This is a genomic window from Nocardia sp. NPDC003482, from assembly GCF_053588115.1.
Genome location: NZ_JBSFPI010000005.1, coordinates 48211 through 70670 on the forward strand (window position 1 = coordinate 48211; position 22460 = coordinate 70670).

Genomic DNA, 22460 nt, shown 5'->3' on the forward strand with positions numbered 1-22460 from the left:
GCGACAGTGGCTGGTCCAATCCGGGCGAGCCGGGTGGCCGTCGGCGCGAGGACCGACGGCCACCCGACCCGGAGCGCGGTCCGCTAGTCCTGGTGAACCGTCGCCTTGCCCTCGGCAAACGAGTAGCTGATCGAGCCGTGCTCGAAACGGCTGATCTTGCCGCCCTCGATGTCCTCCTCGTCGGAGACCGGGTAGCCCAGCGGGCCGCCCGCGCCGCCCTGGGCCTCCCACGCCTCACGGATGGCGCCGTACACGGTGTAGGTACCCGTCGGGAGGCTGAAATAGATGACGCCGCCGGTGAATTCCTGATACTTGCCGCCGTTGGGGGCGTCCAGCTCCTCGGAGATCGGCTCACCGAGGGGGCTCGACGCGCCGCCGGCCTCGTTGTAGTGATCGGCGATCGTTCCCTTGATTTCGAATCCCATTCGACAGGTTCCTTCCACGCGAATCTACATTCTGGCTAACGCCGAGCATCACAGTAGCGCAGGTGCGTTCGTTCCGTGGGGCGAGTCACGCGGCGATCAGAATCCGTACACCCGCTGTTTGCCCGCGACGAATGATCAACTCGCTCAGCGGGCTTGGCGGGGAGGCTGGCTACCAGCCAGTTTCCGATGTGAAAGGGCCTGTCGCACACGCGTCGTCAGGTCGGCCGGACGCGAGATCCCAGCATCGCCGCGGCGGCGACCAGGACGAGCAGCGCCGCACCGGTCGTGGTGGCGACGTGGATGCCCGTGACGAACGAGCTCCGGGCGGCGTCGGCCGAGGCGGGGTCGTCGCCCGACCGCGCGAGTGTCTCGCCGAGGGTCGGGGCGAAGTCGCCGCCGGAACGGAACACCAGCGTCGCGAGCGAGCCGAGGAGGGAAAGGCCCAGGGCGTGGCCGAGTTCGAGGCTGGTCTCGGAGACGCCGAGGGCCGAGCCCGCCCGTTCCGGCGGCACCGCGGCCACGGCGAGATCGGGCACCAGCATGAACACGATCCCGTAGCCGATGCCCGCGATCGTGGAACCGGTGATGTACCAACCGATTCCGCCGTCGACGCCGATGCCGAGCAGCAGCAGGTTGCCGACGGCGGCCGCGCCGAGCCCGGCCCCGAAGGCGTTGCGCACCCCGAGCCGCCGCGCCACCCGGGCCCCGCTCATCGAGAACACGAACACCGCCATCGCGCCGGGGATGCCGAGCAGGGCCGCCTCGAAGGCGTCGCGCCCGGCCACCGATTGCAGGTACATGCTGGTGAGAGAGCCCATTCCGGCGCCGGAGAGGGTGCCCACCACGCTGGAGGTGACGGCGAGGCGGAATCTCCCGTCCCGGAACAACCGCGGATCCACCAGCGGTTCGGCGAGCCGTCGCTGCCGCCACACGAATACGGTCAGCACCATCGCGCCGACGACGCCCACCCCGATTGTCGCCGCGCTCATGGTCGCCGCGGCGGCCTCCTTCACCGCGTACACCAGCGGCAGGATTCCGGCGATCGACAGCACCACACTCGGCAGATCCAGCGGCCCGCGCCCACCCGCCCGACGCTCCGGCAGCAGCAGTGGACCCACTGCCAGCAGGACCAGCAGTGCCGGGATATTGATTAAAAACACCGAGCCCCACCAGAAGTCGTGCAGCAGCACCCCGCCGATGATCGGCCCGACGGCCGATCCGCCCGCCGCGAACGCCGTCCACACGGCGATGGCGGTGGAGCGCGCGCGGGGTTCGGGGAACAGGCTCGAGATGAGCGCGAGGCTCGACGGCAGCAGCATCGCACCACCCACGCCCATCAGCGCCCGGGCCGCGATGAGCGCGGCCGCGGTCGGCGCGAACGCGGCGAGCACCGAGGCCAGCCCGAAGACGGTCGCGCCGCCCAGCAGGATCGCGCGCCGGCCGATTCGGTCGCCCAGATTTCCCGTTGTGATCAGCAGTCCCGCCACGACGAACGCGTAGATATCGAGAATCCACAGCCGTTGGGTGGCCGACGGGGTCAGGTCCTCGGTCACCGTCGGCATCGCCAGATACAGGATCGAGACATCCATCGATACCGGTAGGACCGGCAGGATCAGCACGGCCAGGCCCAGCCGGGGCCGGGTGGTAGCGGGGGTATCGATACGGGTCATCACCTGTCCTCCGCTCGGTGCGAACGACGTGCGTGGTCGGTGGCGGCGTGGGTCGAGCGGGCGGGCCAGTGATTAGCTGTCTATTTGCCAGGGTCACATCTTCGAGTATGCCCACTTATTACCAAATGGAAGAAAACGGTAATAACGAATTCGACACGAACGTCGTGTGGCTGCTGAGGCGGGAGGGCAGCGATGTGACGGATGAGCAGGAGGCGTTCGGCGACCGATCACGTCGCGCGGCGCGTTGGCGCTGGACGAGAGGGCATACCGGCCGCTACTGCTCCGGTGGGGGACCGGTGCGCGTGCCGGGCAGCGTACGGGCCGACGATCGTCATATTTCCCTGAATTCGCGGGTGCGCGTTGGAGTTTCCGCAACGGTTCGATTGTCGAGACGAGTCGGTTGCGTGCGAGCCGTCGTACCCGTATCGGCTGCGTTTCTCTTCGGCTCGACGACGGCACGGTATTCGCGGCGGGACAGGCTTCTGCCGGTGATCGCCGAACGAAGACTCGCGGAGCAAGATTCGCACTTTCGATCTTGGGTGCGCTCCTCGTGCGCAACAGTTCAGCATGTTCGGACCCCGGACTCCGCGCCGAAGGTCGACACCTTCTGCTCAGCGGGGTACAGGGCCGTGGTCCCGCACTCGCGCACGCGGGATCGCCGCCTTGTCGAGGGGGAGCCAGCGACAGTCTCGAGAACTCGCGGCCGAACCGGGATGCCGTGCGCCGGATGCGCGGTCGCCGGGCGCGACCACTGTCGACGTCGCGGCCGACTCGACCGTTCTCGAACGGGATTTCCGGCGGCGAATATATGGGTACCGCATCGTCTTTCGGCGACAACCGTCGCACGCGGTTGCGTACCTCGGCGCGCGAATACGCGTGCACCGATAATGGATCATTCTCCTGAATGCGAGGCATACTGCCGGGTCTGATTGCCGTCCCGTAGCCATTGTCGCGTCGTCTTCCTCGAATTCTCCCCCCTTTAGTCGAGCTGTTGACAGCGCACCCGCAGGTGGGGCAACCTTGGACCACGCGGTAGTTCCGTCTCGTACGATCATTCTCGAGCTTTTTCGGCCGTCGGGTGTATCCCGCCCGGACATCTGATCCTGACCTGTGGGGCTGGTGTGAGCGTAAATACAGATGCAGAGCACACGAAATTCGCGGTGGTGGAGAACGATCTCGACAACCTGGAATATTCGCTTGTGGAAGGCCCCGACGACGTATTCGACGACGGTTTCGAGCCCGTGGTCTGCGATATGGCGGACCTCGACGGCGATGCAGTCGCGCGGCGTCGGTTCATCGATCGACTCGGCACGGCCATGGCTGATATCGGTCTCGTCATCCTGATCAACCATGGGGCCGAAGGGGTGCTGCCCGCAGCCACCGACGCGGCGCTCGAGATGTTCACGACGGTACCTCTCGAACGAAAGATGAGATACATCGCGACGGACTGCACATTCGGCGAGCCGCTGCTGATGGGGTACATTCCGCTCCAGGAGAGCACCCCGTCGCTGCCGAATTCGGTGGAAGCCTGGGAGCTCGACAAATCGGCATTTCGTATTCCGGGGGAGGATGCCGAGAAGGCCCTCGCCTTCTGGCCGGAGGAGCGATTCGAGGTCGCGTTGCGGCCGTATTGGCAGGCGTGTGAGCGCATTGTCCTGCCCCTCGTGCACGCGATGTTCCGATATCTGGGCGTCGAGCCCTCGTTGTACGACGAAGAACTGTCCCCGCCGAACAGCGTGCTGCGGTTCAACCACTATCCGCCGATCGAGGAGGCCACGGCCGCGGCCGGGCGGACCGGGCGCGTTCTCGCCCACGAGGACTACGGTCTGATCACCCTGCTGCCCGCCACCCCGGTCGAGGGATTGCAGGTCTTCCACCCGCGCCGCAAGACGTGGAGCAGGGTGTACGCGCCCGCCGGATCCTTCGTAGTGAACAGCGGCGACTGGCTGAAGATGATCACCAGCGACCATTTCGCGTCCTGCACCCATCGCGTCGGCGTGCCGCGTGACCGCGCCCAGCGGGCCGTGCCCCGCCTCACCATTCCGTATGTGGTCCACCCGCACGAGACGTCGACCGTCGAGGTGTTGCCGGGTTTCGATCCGAAATATCGGCCGATCAGCGGGCGGGATTTCATGACGAGGTTGGCCGCGCGGTACGCGGATCGCTGATCTATCGCCAGGAGGCGGAAACGTGGGTACCAGTAACGCGAAGAAGGCGCTCGGCGCGTACGGCGTGGTGGACAAGGATCTCGATTACTCGCTCGAGGAAAGCCCCGACGATGTATTCGACGACAGTTTCACGCCGCCGGTCTGCGATATGTCCGAGCTGACCGGCGACGCGGCGGCACAGGAACGTTTCATCGAGACGCTCGGCAGCGCGATGGCGGATACCGGGCTCGCGATTCTGATCAATCACGGCATCGACGCCGACCTGCTGGACGCCACCGACGCGCACGCATTGGCACTGTTCACCACGATTCCCGAGGAACAGAAGCTGAAATTCGCCGCGACGGATTTCGTGTACGGCGGAGCGTTCCGTCGTGGGTACTTCGCGGTCCAGGAGTGGACACCGAACCGGCCGAACGCCGTGGAGGCGTGGGAGTTCTTCCGCGATTCCTTCCGTCTGCCCGGCGAGGATCACGACAAGGCGCTGAGATTCTGGCCCCACGAGAAGTTCGAAACCGCGCTGCGACCGTATTGGCGGGCATGCGAGGAAATGACGCTGCCGCTCGTGCGGGCCCTCCTCCGCTATCTGGATATCGACGCCTCGATCTACGACGAGGAATTGTCACCGCCGTACGGCGTGCTGCGGATCAACCACTATCCGGCCGTCGCGGACCGGGTGAGCGGGCCCGCGAAGACCGGGCGTTTCATGACGCACGAGGACTACGGCCTGATCACCCTGCTGCCCGCCAACCCGATCGAGGGCTTGCAGGTATTCCACCCGCGGCGCAAAACCTGGAGCCGGGTCACCGCGCCGCGTGGGTCGATGATTCTCAACAGCGGCGACTGGCTTCAACTGGTCAGCAACGACCGTTTCCGCTCCTGTTCGCACCGGGTGTGCGCGCCGCGGGACCCCGGACATCGGGCGATATCCCGGATCTCCGTTCCCTATCTCGTTCTTCCCCGGGAGACCTCGACGCTCGACGTGTGGCCCGGCGGAACTCCCAAATACCGTTCGATCGGCGCGAAGGACTTCATGGCCAAGCTGGCCGGGAAATACGTGGACTACGCCTCCTGACGGCGCGACGAACGAACGGTGCGATGATGGACCACGCAGACTCCGGCCCCGAGAAATTCGTCGCGATCGTAGGGATGGATTGTCGGTTCCCCGGCGCCGATGATCCGGCGGGTTACTGGGAGATTCTGTCCGAGGGGCGACACGTCTCCGCCGGTCTCCCCACCGACCGCGGCTGGGATCTCCGGCGCGTCTACAACGCGGACCCGGCCGTGGAGGGGTCCACCTATATCCAGCGGGGTGGCTTTCTGCCGAATATCGGCGCCTTCGATGCCGGCCTGTTCGGGATAGGCCCGCGCGAGGCCACCACGATGGACCCGCAACAACGCATGCTGCTGGAAAGCTCGTGGCTGGCGCTGGAACGCGCGCGGCTGACCCCGCGAGCGCTGAGCGAGGTCCGGGCGGGGGTCTATGTCGGCGCGACCGACAGCTATTACGGTCTGGCGGGCTCGCGAATCCCGGGCCTGGAGCGGCATCTGCTGATGGGCACGATGCTGAGCGCGACCTCCGGACGAATCGCCTACGCCCTCGGGCTCGGCGGGCCCGCCATCACCGTGGACACCGCCTGCTCGTCGGCGCTGGTGGCCGTGCACCTGGCGACGCGGGCGGTGCGGTCCGGCGAGTGCGAGGTGGCGATCGTGGGCAGCGCCACCGCGATCTGCGACCCGTCGATGCTGGCCCGATACTCGCGGCACCGGGTGCTGTCGGTGGACGGCCATTCCCGCGGATTCTCCGCCGACGGTAATGGTTTCGCTCCGGCGGAAGGGGTCGCGTCGTTGGTCCTGATGTCGCTGGAACGAGCTCGGCGGCTGAAAAAGCCTGTGCTGGCGGTGATTCGGGGCAGCGCGGTCAACGAGGACGGGGCCAGCGCCACCTTACAGGCGCCCAACGGGCGCGCCCAGCGGGCCGTGATCGCCGCCGCGCTCGACGACGCCGGGCTGCGTCCCGAGCACATCGGGGCGATCGAGGCGCACGGGCCGGGCACGCCGCTGGGAGACGCGACCGAGGCCGAGACGCTCCGAGATGGTTACGCGCGGCACCACCGCGCGGACGATCCGCTGTGGGTGGGTTCGGTCAAATCGAATATCGGCCACACCCTGGCCGCCGCCGGACTCGCGGGCCTGATCAAAATGGTGCTGGCGCTCCAGCACGAGCGATTGCCCGCCACGCTGCACGTGGAGCATCCCCTCGCGGGAGTCGACTGGTCGGGCGGGATGCGACTGCTGCGGGAGGCTCGGCCGTGGCCGCGAACGACCGAACCGCGGCGGGCGGGTGTGCTGTCGTACGGGATCACCGGCACCAATGCCCATGTGATCCTCGAGGAGGCGCCCGCACCTCCGGACGTCGGTACAGGACGGCGCCGAGGCTCGAATCCTAAACGGCGGCAAGGATTTTCGATGTTGCCACTGTACGGCGCGTCGCCGTCCGCGCTCGTCGCCCAGGCGCGGGCGCTCGCCGCGCACATGCGCACCCGTCCGGAATTGTCCGAGGTGGATCTCGGCTGGTCGCTCGGTACGACGCGCAGCGCGCTGGCGCATCGCGCCGTGGTCACCGGCACCGGGCGCGCGGAACTGCTGGCGCGGCTGGACGCCGTCGCCGCGGGGACACCGGTCGCGCCCGGGGTCGCCCTGGGCAAGGTTCGGCACGGACCCGGTCCGGTTTTCGTCTTTCCCGGACAAGGTTCGCAATGGGAGGGGATGGGCGCCCGGCTGTTTCGCGATTCCCCCGTATTCGCCCGCTCGGTGGCACGCTGCGCCGACGCGCTGAAACCCTATGTGACCTTCGATGTCCTCGGCGTGTTGCGCGGGGAGCGGAGTGCGCCGATCGAGCGGGCCGAGGTGATCCAGCCGCTGCTGTTCGCGATGTATGTGTCGCTGGCCGAACTGTGGCGCGGCCTCGGTGTCACGCCCGCGGCCGTCATCGGGCACAGCCAGGGCGAGATCGCCGCGGCGCATGTGGCGGGTGCGCTCACCCTCGACCAGGCCGCCCGCGTGGTGGCGCTGCGCAGCGCCGCGCTGCGAGCGGTCGACCGGCGAGGAGCCATGGCGGCGCTGGCGGTGCCCGTCGAGCGCGCGCGAAAACTGTTGTGCCGGTGGGACGATCGGCTCGAGGTGGCGGTGGTCAACGGGCCGTCGGCCACGGTCGTCGCCGGTGACGCCGAAGCGATGACGGAGCTGCTGCGCCACTGCGAACACGCCGGTGTCGACACTCGGCTGCTGCCGGTGGATTACGCCTCCCACAGCCAGCATATGGAGACCCTGCGCGACCGTATCCACGCCGACCTCGCCGACCTCGAATGCCACCCGGCGCGGCTGCCCATCGTCTCCTCGACCACCGGCGAGATCATCGACGCCACCCGCCTGGACGGCTCGTACTGGTTCGAAAACCTCCGCCGCCCGGTCGATTTCGACGCGGCCATCCGGTGCGCGCTGACCGCGGGCTATCGGCAATTCGTCGAGGTGTCGCCGCACCCCGTGCTGACGGGGGCCATCGACGACCTCGCCGCCGCGGTCGACATCGACGCCGGGATCACCGCCACCTTGCAGCGCGAGCGCGGCGGCGGCGCGGACTTCCTCGCCGCCGTCGCCGACGCGCACGCACAGGGCGCCGATATCGATTGGGACGCAGTGTATCCCGACGCGCGCGAGGTCGACCTGCCCACCTACGCGCTGCAACGCCGGTCCTACTGGCTCCCCACCAACAGGTCACGGGCGGCGCGCGAGGGATCGTTCGATACCGCGGACCATCCGCTGATCACCGCCACCACCGACCTGTCCGACGGCGGGCTGTTGTGCCTGGGCCGCCTCGATCCGGGGGAACACGCGTGGTTGGCCGACCACAAGGTGTTCGACCGCGTCATCGTGCCCGCCACGGTGACCGTGGACATTCTCACCTGGTGCGCCGCGCGAGCGGGCGGCGGCGGGATCCGGGACCTGGTGCTGAGTTCCCCGCTGCCACTGCGGGATTCGGCCGTCGACATCCAGGTCGTGTGCGGCAGCCCGGGACACGACGGCGACCGCCGACTCACCCTGCACTCCCGCGAGCGCGCGGACAACGGGCCGTGGCGGTGTCACGGCGAGGCGACGACGATCATCGACCCCGCCCCGGTGAACGGCGGAGACGATGCCCGCGACCGGGCGTGGCCGCCGCCCGGCAGCCGTCCCCTGCCCGTGGACGGATGCTATGCGATGCTCCGAAACCGAGGCTACGACTACGGTTCCGGCTTCCAGAATCTCACCGCCGCCTGGCGCGTCGGCGACACGCTGTACGCGGAGGTCCGGCTCGGGCGGCAACCGGACGGCCCCGCCGAGGGCTTCGCCGTTCATCCCGCGCTGATCGACTCGATCCTGCACGCGCTCCTGCTGTCCGGATCCGAGCGGGACACCCTCGTGCCGTACACCCTCGGCTCCGCACGCATCCTGCCGTGCCGGGCCGACCATCTGCGCGCCACCATAATTCCGGCCGGACCGGACCGTCACCATGTGCGGGTCACCGACACCGAGGGGAACCTCGTCGCGGACTTCCGGGATCTGCTCCTGCGTCCGGTGACCAGACGTGGGCTGCGTGATGTGCTCGCCGCGAACGCCTTCCGAATCGGTTGGCGGCCAATCGATTTGGACAGCGAGGGCGATGCGTCGGGGTGGGCGGTTGTCGGCGCGCGCGGTGACCTCCCGGGGGCCGATGTGCGCCCCGATGCCCGCGCGCTGACGGTCGCGCTGCGGGCCGGTCGCCGTGTCCCGGAGGTCGTCCTGCTCGATCTCCGTCGCCAGGAACCCGGACTGCCCACGGAAACCGCGCTGTGGGAACGTCTTTCGCGCACGCTGGCCGATATGCGGACACTACTGTCCGACGACACGCTCGACCGGACGATGATCGTCTGCCTCACGCACGGCGCCGCCAGCGCGAGCTTCGCGGAATGCGTGTCGGACGCGGTCGGAGCGGCCTGCGCGGGGATGATCCGCACGGCCCTGACCGAGAATCCGGGCCGCGTGCGGCTGATCGATCTCGACACCGGCCCAATCGATCCCCGTCTGCTGATCGGCGCGATCGGCTGCGGCCGTCCGCAATTGGCGCTGCGCGGCGGACGGGCCCTCGTCCCGCGGCTCGCTCCCGCGGGCGACGGCCTGCTGCGGCCCCCTGCCGTCGACCAACCGTGGCGGCTCGTGCCGGGCGCGGACAAGACCCTGGACGGCGTGGCGATCGCGCCCGCACCCGACCTCACGCTGCCGCTCGAGCCGGATCAGGTGCGGATCCGCGTCGTGGCCGGCGGCGTGAACTTCCGCGATCCGCTCGTCGCGCTCGGCGTCCTCCCGGAGACCGCACTCGGATTCGAAGTGGCCGGTCATGTCGTGGAGGTGGGCGAACGGGTCCGCGATGTGGAACTCGACGCTCGTGTCGCCGCGGTCGTGCTGCGCGCGGGGGCACGGCCCGGGGCGTTCGGGCCCTGGGCGGTCGTCGACCGGCGTGCGCTCCTGCCCGTGCCCGACCAGTGGAGCGATGCCGAGGCCGCCGGTGCGCCCATCGCCTTTCTCACCGCCTACCACGCGCTCGTCGAACTCGCCGAGGTCAAACCGGATATGCGCGTGCTGATCCACTCGGCGGCGGGCGGGGTCGGCATGGCGGCCGTGCGGATCGCCACCCTGCTCGGAGCCGAAATCTACGCCACCACAAGCCATTCCAAGCAACGGCTGGTCGAGGCGATGGGAATCCCGCCGGAACGCATCGCCGACTCGCGCACACTCGGATTCGAACAGCGGATCGCCGACAGCACCGGCGGCGACGGTGTCGATGTCGTCCTCGGCAGCCTGGCGGGCGAGGCGGTGGACGCGTCGCTGCGGCTCCTGCGGCCCGGCGGAACCTATATCGAAATGGGGCGGACCGACCTGCGGGATCCCGCCGAGTATCCCGAAATCACCTACGCCGCAATGAATATCGCGGAACTTCCGATGGCTCGGGTGGCGGCAGTCCTCGACAGACTCCGGGCGCTGTTCGCCGACGGCGGGTCGGGCCCGCTGCCCGTTCGAACCTGGCACATCGGCCACGTGCGGGATGTGCTGCGGCACCTCGGGCAGGGCTACAGCACGGGCAAGCTCGTCCTGACCCAGCCCATCGCGCTCGAACCCGAGGAGACCGTGCTGATCACCGGCGGCACCGGAGGTCTGGGCCGATCGCTCGCGCGTCATCTCGTCACCGCGCACGGTTGCCGTCATCTCGTTCTGGTGAGTCGCCGCGGCGATCGGGCGGCCGAGGCCCGGGAACTGGCGGCCGAACTGCGTGAGCTGGGAGCGGAGATCACGCTCGCGGCCTGCGATGTGTCCGACCGCGCCGCCCTGGCGTCGGTGATCGGCGGTATCCCGCCCCGCCATCCGCTCGGCGCGGTCGTGCACGCCGCGGGGGTGCTCGACGATTGCGTGTTCACCGAGATGACCGATGATCGGCTGCGAAAGGTGTTGGCCCCCAAGGCGTTCGCCGCCCGGCATCTGCACGAGCTGACCGCGGGGACGAAGTTGCGTGCCTTCGTGATGTTCTCGTCGGTCGCCGGGGTGATCGGCACGGCCGGGCAGGCGAACTACGCGGCGGCGAACGCCTTTCTCGACGCGCTGGCCTACCACCGGCACAGCGTGGGGCTGCCCGCGACGTCGATCGCGTGGGGGCTGTGGCGGCAGTCCAGCGGGCTCACCTCCCGCCTCGACGACACCGACCGCGCCCGGCTCGCCCGGCAGGGCATCGCCGCCCTCGACACCGCCGACGCGCTCGCCGTGTTCGATACGGCCCTGGAACAGAACGAGCCGCTGCTCGTCGCCACGGCGCTGTCGCGCGCCGACCCGGACACGCCGCTGGCGGAGATCCTGGCCGAACTGCCTCGGACCCGGACGCCCGTCCCGGACGGCGACGCCACCGCACCCGAGCCCCGACCGGAGCTCATCGGCCTCCCGCGCGGCGAACGCGTCAAGGCGCTGACCGCGTTGATCCGTACCCACGCCGCCCTCGTCCTCGGCCACCAGGACCCCGACGCCCTCGCCGCGGACCGGACCTTCCGGGATGCCGGATTCGACTCGCTGTCCAATGTGGAGCTGCGCACCCGTCTCAGCGGCGCCACCGGCGTGCGGCTCACCGTCGCGAACATCCTGGACCATCCCACGCCGACCCGACTCGCCCTGCACCTCGATGAGCAACTCCGGTAGCGAGAGTGGACCCGCGGAAGGAAGGCTCATGCCGACAACAGATGTAGAGGTACGCGATCTTCGACTGTCCGACCTGGACCGGGTGGTGGAGTTGGAGCACGCCAAATGGGATCGTGCGCAGGCCGCGACCCCGGCGGAATTGTTCGAGCGGATCGATCGCCTGCCCGGCCATGCCGCCGGGGCGTTCTCGGCGGACGGGGAGAAATTGCTCGCGTCCATGTTCGCTCGACCCGTCACGAGGGAAACGGTTCGCGACGCGGACAGTTGGCGGGGGTGTGCCTACGCACCCCTGCCCCCGGCCGGGAGCACGGATTGCGTATTCGGCGTCAGTTTGACCAGTACCAGCGCCGACGCGGCCGAGGCGCTGTTCCGCTCCTTCCTGCCGCGATTGGCCGATATGGGTTATCGCCACCTGTACGGGGGTTCGACCGTCCCCGGATTGCGGGAATGGCTCGCGGCCAATCCGGAGGGTTCGCCCGACGCGTACGCGCGGGCGACGAACGACGACGGCACACCCCTGGACCGCCAACTGCGCTACTACCACATGCACGGCTTCACGACGATCGTCGCGGTCAAGCCGAACTACTTTCCGCACTCGCAGTCGATGAATTACGGGGTCGTCATCCACCGGAGTCTCTGAAGGGTGAGTACCGTGCCGCAACTGCGACCTGCCACCGCGCCGTTGAGCGACTACATCGCACGACGAGAACCGGCCTTCTTCCCCGGCCTGGCCGCGGGGTGGCCCGCCGTCCGGCGGTGGGATTTCGACTTCCTCGGGCGACTCCGGCCGGAGATGTCCGTTCGATTGGTGCGCGGAGATCGGGAGAGCGGCGCGACGCGTTTCGTCGAGTCGACGCTGGGCGCCTACATGCGGCTGCTCGCGCACGACGAGTTCGGCGAGGAATTCCTGTATCTCAAGGAATTCGATCTCCTGCGGCGATTTCCGCACCTGCACGCCGACATCTCGCCGCGCAGAGTACTCCTTCCGCGGCGGGCGTTCGCCCCGCCGCCGGGAGTCTGGGTCGGTCCCGCCCGGGCGCGGACCGGGGCCCACTACGACCTCCTGGGCAATATCGCCGTCATGATCCGCGGCGGCAAGCGTTTTCGCGTCGCGCCGCCCGGTTTCGTCGAAGCGGCCGATGCCCTGTCGGCGAAATACGACCCCTTGGCACGCCTGTCGGCCCGGCCCTTGGCCGAGATCGCCGCGGCCACGCGATCCGAGGAAAGGCTGTACGAGGTCGAACTCGTCGCCGGTGACGTCCTGTACGTGCCCGATCGCTGGTGGCACGAGGTCCGCAATCGCTCGGCGAGCATTCTGCTGAGTGGATTCTTCGGCGGCTATGGACATGTCGCGGTGCGGGCGGCCCAGGTGGCCGTGCGCCACGGTCTGCATCTCGCCCACCGCGACCGCGCCACGGGATGCACCTGCCATGAAACCGGTAGCGGCGACAAGGAGTACCGATGAGAGCGTTCGTCCTCGACGATTTGAGCCGACTGTACCGGGCGTGTGAAGGAGCCGAACGGGACCTCACGGAGAAAGCCCTCGACCAACCCTTCACCGATCTCGGGCTGGATTCGCTGGGCACGATCGAATTGGCCGAACGGATCCAACGGGAATGGCCTGTTCGGATTCCGACGCTGCTACCCCACGAGACCGTGGAGATTCTCCGAACCCCCCGCCTCGCACTCGAATACGTCAACAAGCTCTTGGTCGCGGCGCGAGACACGGAAGGGGTTCGCGAGTGATACCGACCGCGCCCGGCGCACGGCCGCTGGTCGGCCACCTACCGCCATTCCTGAAGCAGCCCTTCGCATTTCTCGCGCGGCTGCCCGAACACGGCGATGTCGTGCGAATCCGACTCGGGCCGAAAACCGCTGTGGTGGTGTGTGATCCGGGATTGACCCGCCGAGTTCTGGTGGACGACCGGACTTTCGACAAGGGTGGGCTGTTCCTGGAACGCGAACGGGAGTGGCTGGGCGACAGCGTCGCCACCTGTACCCACGGCACGCATCGGCACAAGCGGCGCCTGGCCCAGCCCGCCTTCCATCCGAGACGGATCGCGGGCTACGCGGACACGATGACCACGCAGATCGCCGCGGTCGTGGACGGCTGGCATTCCGGTCGAATCCTCGATGTGTGCTCCGAGATGTTCACCATCGCCTCCCGGGTCTTCGGCGCGGCCATGTTCTCCAGCACCCTCCCGGCCGCGGCGCTGCATCGGGTGATCGGCGATCTCACCACCACCTTCGACGGCACCTTCCACCGCACGCTGCTCCCGGACGCGGTCGGCCGCTTGCCGATTCCCGGCACGCGGCGGTATCACACCGCCAATCGCCGGTTGCGGGCGACGATGAACGGCATCATCGCCGAGCGCCGCGCCAGCGGCGTCGACAACGGGGATCTGCTCTCGGCGCTGCTCGCGGCCCACGACCGCGACAGCGACGCGCGCGGCGACGTGAGCGACGCCGTCGTGACGTTCTTCGTCGCGGGCGCGGAGACCACCTCCGCCGCGCTGTCGTGGGTGCTGTATTCCCTTGCGCGGCAACCGGATATCGAGGCGCGGTTGCATGCCGAGGTCGACGCGGTGCTCGCGGGACGACTGCCCGAGTACGACGATCTGGAACGGCTGCCGCTGGCGAGCCGGATCGTCACCGAGACGCTACGGCTCTACCCTCCCGCCTGGTTCTTCACCCGCAGGGTCACCACCGCGGCCGGGCTCGGCCCGTACGAGCTGCCCGCCGGGAGCACGATCGCCCTGAGCCCCTACGTCATTCAGCGACGCCCCGACCTGTTCGACGCGCCCGACCGGTTCGATCCCGACCGGTGGCTGCCGGAGCGCGCGGTGTCGACCCCCGACGCCCTGCTGCCCTTCGGCGGCGGGGCCAGGAAGTGCATCGGCGAAGCCTTCGGGATGACCGAGGTCGTGCTGGCCCTGGCGATCATCGCGAGTCGCTGGCGGTTGGCGACCGTGCCCGGTGTCCGCGTCCGGCCGCCGCTGTCGGTCTCGTTGGTACCCGGAGGGCTGCGTCTGCGTCTCGTCGACCGCCGGTCGGCGCGGGACTGAGAGGAGTGGTCGGTGTTCCAGTTGACCAGGGCCGCACGGGAATTGTTGCCGTCCGATGACGACGTCGAGTTCTATCGGCGGCACGGCTGGTACGTCGCGCCGCGCTTGTTCACCGACGCGGAGATCGACGAGGCATTGGCCGCGGTCGCGGCGCATCAGCGAGGCGAGCGCGACGACCCCCTGCCCGGCGCGATCGACGAACTCTACGACTGGGTTCCGGGCGCGACGCATCAGATCCGGTTCAACGACTATGTGGCGCTGACGAATCGCCGCCTCCGCGATTTCATGCTGCGCCCCATGATCGCCGCCACCGCCGCCCGGCTGGCGCAGACGAGCCGAATTCGCCTGTGGCAGAGCAGCATCGTCCACAAACAGCCGCAGACCGGGGACGGCGACACCACGATCGGCTGGCACACCGACCGTGCCTACTGGCGCAGCTGCACCTCGACGAAGATGCTGACCGCGTGGATCGCGCTTCAGGACTGCGACGAGGATATGGGTCCGGTGGTGATGGTCGACGGAAGTCACCGCTGGCCGGATACACCCGAGGTGCGGGCGCTGCGCTGGGGTCGAACCTTCTTCGGCGTCGATCCGGCGTTGTTGCAGGACCGCCTCGAACGCACCGGGATGCCGCTGCGATACGTGCCGTTGCTGTTGCGCAAGGGGCAGGTCAGTTTTCACAACTGTCTGACCGTCCACGGCAGCGGACCGAATCGGAGCGGGAAGGCCAGGATCGGGGCGGCGGTCGATATGCAGGACCGCTCGAACCGCTATCAACGGGTCTACGACGACGCGGGCGAATTGCAGTCCTATGCCAATGACCGGATGTGCAGACGGCTACCGAACGGGGATTTCGACTACAGCGATCCGGTCATCTGCCCCGTGCTGTGGGATGCCGAATCCGATTGATCTACAACGACTTTCGCGGGAAGAGGTGTCATGTTCGAATTGTCGCCGAACGAACGAGAGTTGCTGCCGTCCGACGACGATGTCGAGTTCTATCGGGAGCACGGCTGGTTCGTCACCCCGCGGCTGTTCACCGACGAGGCCGTGGACGCCGCCGCGGCGGCGCTGGCGGACCATCACCGCGGCGAGCGCGACCGGGTCCTCCCCGTTCCCCTCGACGAGATGGACGATTGGGTCGAGGGTTCGGCCCACGCGGTCCGATTCAACGATCACGTCGCCCTGACCAGTGATCGTCTCGGCGGCTTCATGCTGCAACCGCTCATCGCGGCCATCGCGGCCCGGCTGGTGGGGACCCCGCGCATCAGGCTCTGGCTGAGCAGCTTGATCTACAAACCGCCGCGCACGCGGGTCACCCTGGAATGGCATGCCGACCGCGTGCACTGGCACACCTGCACCTCCACCAATATGGTGAGCGCGTGGATCGCCCTGCAGGACTGTGACGAGTCCATGGGACCGGTCGTGATGATCGACGGCAGCCATCGGTGGCCGGACACCGCGGAGATCCACGCGATCCGCCACAACGACACGTTCTTTCGCGGCGACGACCCGGCGAAGGCGGAGCGCATGCTCCAGCGCACCGGAATGCCGATCCGGCGGGTGCCGCTCCTGCTGCGCAAGGGGCAGGTGAGTTTTCACAGCTGTATGACGATTCACGGCAGCGGGTCGAATCTGAGCGACCGTCCGCGCGTCGGACTGATCGTGCACATGCAGGACGACGCGAACCGCTATCAACGCGTACACGACGAAACCGGCCGACTCCTCACGCATTTCAACGATCGGATGTGCGGCCGGCTGCCGAACGGGGACGTCGACTACCACGACCCGGCGATCTGTCCGGTGTTGTGGGAGTCGGCCGAATGAGGTCGCGGGTGCGGCTCAACGGGGAGCGCCCGGCGAATACTCCTCGTGCGGAACGGCTTTCGCCCACAGCGCGTCGCGGACGGCGATCGCGCGCGCGACCTCGACGGGATCACGGGTGAGGCCGTAGCCGACGAAATCCTCCTCGTCGAACAAGGTCCAGGCGAGGGTGTCGTCGTCGATCAGGCACCACTCGTCGGTGGTGTAATCCTCCGGCCGCACCCGATGCCGGGGAAGCCAGCGAATATCCTCACCGTGCGCCTGATTGCGTCCGGTCACCGCGTGCAGGAACGAGATGTATTCGGTCAGGGGTTCGGTGACGACCCGGACGCGTTGCATCGCGACGCCGCGGGCGGTGGTCGCGTCGCACAGATCCTCCCATTCCTTCCACAACACCGGATAATCGTCGGGATCGAGCGGCACCAGGCCCGCCCGATAGCGGCGCATCGGTTCGTGCTCGTCGCTCACGACGTGGAAGTCCTCCACCTCGAATTGGAAGGCGCGGTACGTGGCCCGGCCGAACAGCGAGGCCAGCTCGGATCGGGGCAGAAACAACATGTCACGACTCCAGCGCTCGGCATTTCTCGGACAGTCTGCGGGCCACATCGGTCATGAAATCCATACCGCTCGCCGGGGCGAATTTCGGATCGAATTCCGGCAGTACCCGGACGACCGCCGCGGGATAGGGGTGCAGCGTGTACAGGACAGTGACCCGAGGCACCGCCCAGTCGGCGGGGTCGCGTGGCACGCTGACGCGATGGGTGCAGGCGCGGAAATGGTCGTTACCGATCACCCGCAGCCATTCGCCGCTGATCACGACGAGCGCGTCGGCGGGTGTGCGCACCCGGCTCCACGCCCCGCTCTGCGGGCGATACACCTGGAACCCTTCCACCGGGCTGCCGAGCATGAGGCTGAGGAGCCCGTAATCCTCGTGGGCGAGCACGCGAGCCGGTGAGGCGAGGGCTCCGGGGGCGGTGGCGATGGGCGGGTAGTGATTGATGCGCAGGACGTCGTTCGTCGGGGCGATCTCCGCGTCGTATCCCGCGGGATCGACGCCCAGATATTGGAGCAGCGCCCTGCCGAGCGGCGGGATCAGTTCCTCGCAGCGTTGCCAGAAGGTGCGCAATGCCGGTTCGAATTTCTCGTCCGGCCAGCGGTCGAGTGCGCTGGCCGGGTCCTGTCCGGTAATTCGGAAGGCAGATCGGTCGAATTCCCAGGCCTCCACCGCGTGCGGCAGGGACGGCATGCTCTCCTGGAGTGGTACGTACCCCAGATAGTAGGGCTCGCCGTAGGCGCAGTCCGGCGAGACGAAACGCATCTTTTGCGCCTCGGGTACCGTCGTGAAAATACTCAGCGCGTCGGCCTCGGCGGCCCGGAGTTCCTCGGGGGCGATGCCGTGGTTGATCAGAATCGCCGATCCGGAATCCGCCATGGCCGAACCCAGGATATCGATGAAACGATCGCGCGCCGCCGGGCCGCCCCACAGATCCCGCATATCGCAGACCGGTGGCTGGAAATCGTCGTCGAAGAGGTCGGCGGGACTTTCGATGAGCGTGGGGCCGGGATCGCCGAGGTCGGTTGCCTTCTCGCTCACGCCTGCACCCCTGTCGGATGAGTCCGATAATGATCGGCCGCTGCGAATCGTGCTGTCTCCAACGTTCGCAGCACCCGGCCGCACTGTCAACACCCGACCGGTTCCGAAGATCCCATCTGTCCTGTTGTGCCACATATCGATTCGGCTTCCGGAACCGGATTCTTGTGTGACACTGGAGATTCGGAACCGGTGTCGGCGCCCCCTGGAAGGTGCGTGGCGATATGAGTTCGACCGCGAATCGACGAACATTCCTCCGAGGCACCGCGCTGGTCGCCGTGCAGGCTTTCGGAGTCTCGGCGTGTGCGAACGGATTCGGCGGAACCGGAACGGTCGGCGACACCATCCGGTTCGGCTTCCTGGCCGATATGCAGGTGCCCGATCCGGACATCTTCTACGAGGGCGAGGGGCTCCAGGTCACCCTGAGCGCCTACGAGGGACTCGTTGCGTACCAACCGGATTCGCCCGAGATCGGGCCCGCCCTCGCGGAGTCGTGGACGGTGCTCGACGACGGGCGCACCTACACGTTCCGGCTCCGCGCGGGGGTCACCTTCCACGACGGCACGCCGATGACGGCCACCGCGATCATCGAGAGTTTCCACCGGCGTTCCGCCGTCGACCAGGCGCCCGCCTATCTGATCGCCGATGTGGAGTCGATGTCGGCGCCCGACGACGCCACGCTCGTGATCGCGCTCCGGGAGCCCGTCGAGCCGTTCCTGCACTACCTCGCCTGTCCGTGGGGGCTCAAGGCCGTGAGCCCCACCGCCGTGCGGACCCACAGCGTGAACGGTGATCTGGCGCAGGACTGGTTGAGCACGCACGACGCCGGAACCGGGCCGTACCGGATCGCGGAATTCGTGCGGGGCAGCCACTACACGCTGACCGCCTACGACGGCTACTGGGGGACGCGACCGGAGTTCACCACCCTGCGCATCGAGATCATCCCCGACATCACGACGCAACGCCTGCTGCTGGAGCAGGGGCAGCTCGACATGATCACCAAGGGGTCGCCGGTCGCCGCGATCGAGGCGATGCGGACGAACCCGCGGCTGACGGTGACCCAACGTCCCACGGCGTTCAAATCGACGATCTTCCTGAACTGGAAGCGGGGCGCGTTCGCCGATCCGGAGTTCCGCCGGGCGATGCGCGCGGCGGTGGACATTCCCGCGCTCGTCGAGCCCGCCTACGGCTCGACCGCTTCCCGATCCACCCAGTTCTACCCGGCCGGGGTGTTGCCGGAGGGCGTCGCGCCGGATGCGCCCGACCACGACGTGTCCCCGCTGAAGGCGCTGATCGCGAGGCTGCCCGACGGTGACAAGCGGATCGATCTCGCCTACGACGAGGCGGGCGGGGCGACCGACGCCCGCGTCGCCGAACTGCTCCAGACGCAGCTGGCGGCGTTGGGGCTGACCGCCCGCGTGCGGGCGCTGCCCACCTCGCAGGTGTTCGCGCTGCACGCCGCGCCCGTCGGGCAGCAACCGCATCTGCTCGTCCACGGATACGGCGGCGACGCGCTCGACGCCGATACGACATTGCGGATCTTCTTCCGCACGGGCGTCGCGCCGATCAACTGGTTCAACTATTCCGATCCCGCGCTCGACGCGGTCATGGACGCCGGGAAGCGATCGGTCGGCAAGGCCGACGCCGAGCGGCACTGGGTCGAGGGCGCGCGGATCGTGACGGATCAGGCATGGATCATCAACCTCTGCGATATCGCGGACGTCATCGTGACCGGTTCGGGCATCGGTCGGATCGTGCATTCCCTGCTCGGTACCGGAATGGTGCCGATCAACGAGCTTCGACGGGCGGCGGCGAGGTGACGGGCCCGCCGACCGGACCGGCCCGCGCGGCCGTGCGGGACCTGCACGTGACGTTTCGCCGTCGGGGCGTCGCGGTGCGTGCCGTGCGGGGAGTGGACCTCGAGATCGGGGCCGGAGAGATCCTCGCGCTCGTAGGGGAGTCCGGTTCCGGGAAGAGCGCCTTGGGGTCGAGCCTGCTCGGCCTGCCGGTGGGAGATCCCCCGGCCCTCGTCACCGGGCGGGCCGAGGTGTGCGGTGTCGACATGGTCGCCGCCCCGCCCGCCGAGCGCCGCCGGATCCGTCGCGCGCATCTGGGCGCGGTGTTCCAGAACCCGATGACGTCGCTGAATCCGACCATGCGCGTCGGCGACCAGGTGCGCGAGGTCGTCGGCTCGACCGCGGCGGCGGGCCGACTGCTCGACCTGGTCGGAATTCCGCACGCCGCGCGCAGGCTGCGGTCGTATCCCCACGAGCTGTCCGCGGGTATGCGGCAACGGGTCATGATCGCGATCGCGATCGCCGCGCACCCCGATCTGATCATCGCCGACGAACCGACATCGGCGCTGGATGTCACCGTGCAGGCGCAGATCCTGGCACTGCTGTCCGACCTGCGGGCCGAACTCGGGTGCTCGGTGTTGCTGATCACCCACGACATCGGTGTCGCCGCCGAGATCGCCGACCGGGTCGCGGTCATGTACGGGGGACGCCTGGTCGAGATCGGTGCCGTGGCCGACGTTCTCGCCGCGCCCGCGCATCCGTACACCGCCGGGTTGCTGGGTTCGCGGCTGGATCTCACCCTGCCGTTGGGTCACCCCATCCCGGTGCTGACCGGTATGCCACCGGATCCGAGCGATCCGCCGCCGGGGTGCCCGTTCGCGCCGCGGTGCGCGCTGCGTATCGACGACTGCGAGCGGTCGCCGATCCCGCTCACACCGGCGGCCACGCATGCCGGGACCGCGGCGTGCGTGCTTCCCGAGCCGGTCGACCGGGCCGGGGCGCGTCGGCTGCCGCCCGCGTTTCCGCCGCTGGCCCCGCGCGTCGACGCGCGACCGGCGGTGCGCTGCGTCGACGTCGGCAAGGAGTACCGACTGCGCGGCGGTCCGGCCCGGCGCGAGACGCTGACGGTGCTGCGCGGGGTCACCCTGCGGGTGGCGGCGGGGGAGGCCGTCGCCGTGGTGGGCGAGTCCGGGTCGGGCAAATCGACGCTGTTGCGGGTGATCGCGGGGTTGACCGAGCCCGACGGCGGTGTCGTCGAGGTGTCCGGGGCGTCGACGCAGATGATCTTCCAGGACGTCAGCGCGTCGCTGACCCCGTGGCTGACCGTCGAACGACAGGTGGGTGAGCGGCTGCCGCGGACGCTCGGCCGGGCGGCCCGCCGGGCTCGGGTGATCGCGGCCCTCGAACGGGTAGGGCTTCCGGCGGGCGTCGCCGACCTGCGCGCGGAGAGTTTGTCCACCGGGCAGCGTCAGCGGGTCGCGTTCGCGCGGGCGACCATCGTCGTCCCGTCGGTCTTGCTGTGCGACGAGCCGACCTCGGCATTGGACGCGCCGCTGGCGGCGACGACACTGAACCTGATTCAGGCGCTCCGGCGGGAGTTCGGGCTCACGGTCGTCTTCGTGACCCACGATCTGGCCGCGGCCCGCTTCATCGCCGATCGGGTCGCGGTGATGTATCGCGGGGAGATCGTCGAGATCGATACCGCCGAGAAGGTGGCCCGGGCGCCCTCGCACCCCTACAGCAGGACGCTGGTGGCCGCGGTGCCGAAGCTCGGGTGCGCGCCCGAACAACCGCGCGGCGAACCGATCGTCGCCGCGTCGGCGCCCAGCAGTGGCCCGGGCAGCGCACCCACGCCCGCGGCGCGACGACAACGCCCGAGACCGGGCGAGGTGATCACGGTGGGTGTGCTCGCGGCGCTGATCCTCGTCATGCTCGCCGCCTCCTGGATCGCCCCCTACGACCCTCAGCTCCCCGTGGGACACCCGGTCTCCCCACCCGGCGCGGCCCACTGGCTCGGCACCGACGAGATCGGGCGCGACATCCTGAGCCGGGTCCTGATCGGGATGCGGTCCAGTTGGTGGGGTGCGCTGTGCGTGATCGCGTCCGGGGTCGTCCTCGGTGGCACGGTGGGGCTCGTCGCCGGAACGGTCGGCGGGATCGTCGACCGGATTCTCATGCGGATCACCGATCTGTTCATCGCCCTGCCCGCACCCCTGCTCGCCATCGCGGTCGTGGCCGCGATCGGTCCGTCGTACGCGCACACCCTGGCGGCGGTGGCGCTCGTCTGGTGGCCGTTGTACGCGCGCGTCGTGCGGGGCGAGGTGACCCGGCTCCGAGCGCTGCCGCACATCGACGCCGCGCGGATGTCCGGTGCGGGCAGCCTGCGGCTGGGCTGGCTGCATCTGCTGCCCGGCGCGTGGCCGCCGACCATCGTCGCGGCCAGTCTCGACGTCGGTGCCCTGATCCTCATGCTGTCGGGCCTGTCCTTCGTCGGACTCGGCGCTCCCGCACCGGCTCCGGAGCTGGGCGCGATGTGCGCGCGGGGGCTGGCCTACCTCCTCGATTCCTGGTGGATCCCGATCATGCCCGCGATCGGGCTGTTCGTCCTCGCCACGATCGCGAATCTCACCGGTGATGTGCTCCGCGACCGCCTCACCGATCGCTGAC

General features: G+C 68.8%; 15 protein-coding genes. 11 read left to right on the forward strand and 4 right to left on the reverse strand.

The genetic code is table 11. The features are described 5' to 3' along the window. Window positions 1-83: 83 nt before the first annotated feature. Window positions 84-425: an LGFP repeat-containing protein gene (locus tag ACWDSJ_RS09380; RefSeq protein ID WP_387365228.1), complete on the reverse strand. Its 342-nt coding sequence runs from the start codon at window positions 423-425 to the stop codon at window positions 84-86. 215 nt (window positions 426-640) lie between these two features. After that, a complete protein-coding gene (locus ACWDSJ_RS09385) occupies window positions 641-2095 on the reverse strand; it encodes an MFS transporter (RefSeq protein WP_450030537.1) in 1455 nt (484 codons plus the stop codon). Between the two features lie 1163 nt (window positions 2096-3258). On the opposite strand from ACWDSJ_RS09385, the gene ACWDSJ_RS09390 reads away from it, so the two are divergent. Genes ACWDSJ_RS09390 through ACWDSJ_RS09430 form a run of 9 tightly spaced genes read left to right on the forward strand, consistent with a single transcriptional unit; the run spans window position 3259 to window position 16409 of the window. Further along, complete coding sequence (locus tag ACWDSJ_RS09390) at window positions 3259-4263, forward strand: 2OG-Fe(II) oxygenase family protein (protein WP_450030539.1); 1005 nt, start codon at window positions 3259-3261, stop codon at window positions 4261-4263. Between the two features lie 22 nt (window positions 4264-4285). After that, on the forward strand, window positions 4286-5335 hold the full coding sequence (locus tag ACWDSJ_RS09395; RefSeq protein ID WP_450030541.1) for a 2OG-Fe(II) oxygenase family protein: 1050 nt from the start codon (window positions 4286-4288) through the stop codon (window positions 5333-5335). 23 nt (window positions 5336-5358) lie between these two features. Then, window positions 5359-11517 carry a type I polyketide synthase gene (locus ACWDSJ_RS09400; protein WP_450030543.1) on the forward strand — a complete coding sequence of 2053 codons (6159 nt, stop codon included), beginning with the start codon at window positions 5359-5361 and terminating at the stop codon, window positions 11515-11517. Window positions 11518-11545: 28 nt separating this feature from the next. Next, the gene (locus ACWDSJ_RS09405; RefSeq protein ID WP_450030545.1) at window positions 11546-12157 is read left to right on the forward strand and encodes a hypothetical protein; all 612 of its coding nucleotides are present in this window, start codon (window positions 11546-11548) and stop codon (window positions 12155-12157) included. A gap of 12 nt (window positions 12158-12169) precedes the next feature. Then, a complete protein-coding gene (locus ACWDSJ_RS09410; RefSeq protein ID WP_450030547.1) occupies window positions 12170-12982 on the forward strand; it encodes a cupin-like domain-containing protein in 813 nt (270 codons plus the stop codon). Continuing rightward, window positions 12979-13263 carry an acyl carrier protein gene (locus ACWDSJ_RS09415; protein ID WP_450030549.1) on the forward strand — a complete coding sequence of 95 codons (285 nt, stop codon included), beginning with the start codon at window positions 12979-12981 and terminating at the stop codon, window positions 13261-13263. Before ACWDSJ_RS09410 ends, ACWDSJ_RS09415 begins: the two co-directional genes overlap by 4 nt. Further along, entirely contained in the window at window positions 13260-14582 is a 1323-nt protein-coding gene (locus tag ACWDSJ_RS09420; protein WP_450030551.1) for a cytochrome P450, read from the forward strand. The genes ACWDSJ_RS09415 and ACWDSJ_RS09420 overlap by 4 nt, the downstream gene beginning before the upstream one ends. 12 nt (window positions 14583-14594) lie before the next feature. Continuing rightward, the gene (locus ACWDSJ_RS09425) at window positions 14595-15491 is read left to right on the forward strand and encodes a phytanoyl-CoA dioxygenase family protein (protein WP_387365202.1); all 897 of its coding nucleotides are present in this window, start codon (window positions 14595-14597) and stop codon (window positions 15489-15491) included. Between the two features lie 30 nt (window positions 15492-15521). Continuing rightward, on the forward strand, window positions 15522-16409 hold the full coding sequence (locus ACWDSJ_RS09430) for a phytanoyl-CoA dioxygenase family protein (RefSeq protein ID WP_450030554.1): 888 nt from the start codon (window positions 15522-15524) through the stop codon (window positions 16407-16409). A gap of 15 nt (window positions 16410-16424) precedes the next feature. On the opposite strand, the gene ACWDSJ_RS09435 is transcribed toward ACWDSJ_RS09430, so the two are convergent. Continuing rightward, the gene (locus ACWDSJ_RS09435; RefSeq protein WP_450030556.1) at window positions 16425-16964 is read right to left on the reverse strand and encodes a DUF6879 family protein; all 540 of its coding nucleotides are present in this window, start codon (window positions 16962-16964) and stop codon (window positions 16425-16427) included. Window position 16965: 1 nt separating this feature from the next. After that, window positions 16966-18000, reverse strand: a complete 1035-nt coding sequence (locus ACWDSJ_RS09440) for a 2OG-Fe(II) oxygenase family protein (protein WP_450030558.1) — start codon at window positions 17998-18000, stop codon at window positions 16966-16968. Between the two features lie 221 nt (window positions 18001-18221). Here ACWDSJ_RS09440 and ACWDSJ_RS09445 point away from each other — a divergent pair, with 221 nt between their 5' ends. Both ACWDSJ_RS09445 and ACWDSJ_RS09450 read left to right on the forward strand, forming a co-directional pair. Further along, entirely contained in the window at window positions 18222-19817 is a 1596-nt protein-coding gene (locus tag ACWDSJ_RS09445) for an ABC transporter substrate-binding protein (protein WP_450030560.1), read from the forward strand. Further along, on the forward strand, window positions 19814-22459 hold the full coding sequence (locus ACWDSJ_RS09450; protein WP_450030561.1) for an oligopeptide/dipeptide ABC transporter ATP-binding protein: 2646 nt from the start codon (window positions 19814-19816) through the stop codon (window positions 22457-22459). The genes ACWDSJ_RS09445 and ACWDSJ_RS09450 overlap by 4 nt, the downstream gene beginning before the upstream one ends. Window position 22460 lies beyond the last annotated feature (1 nt).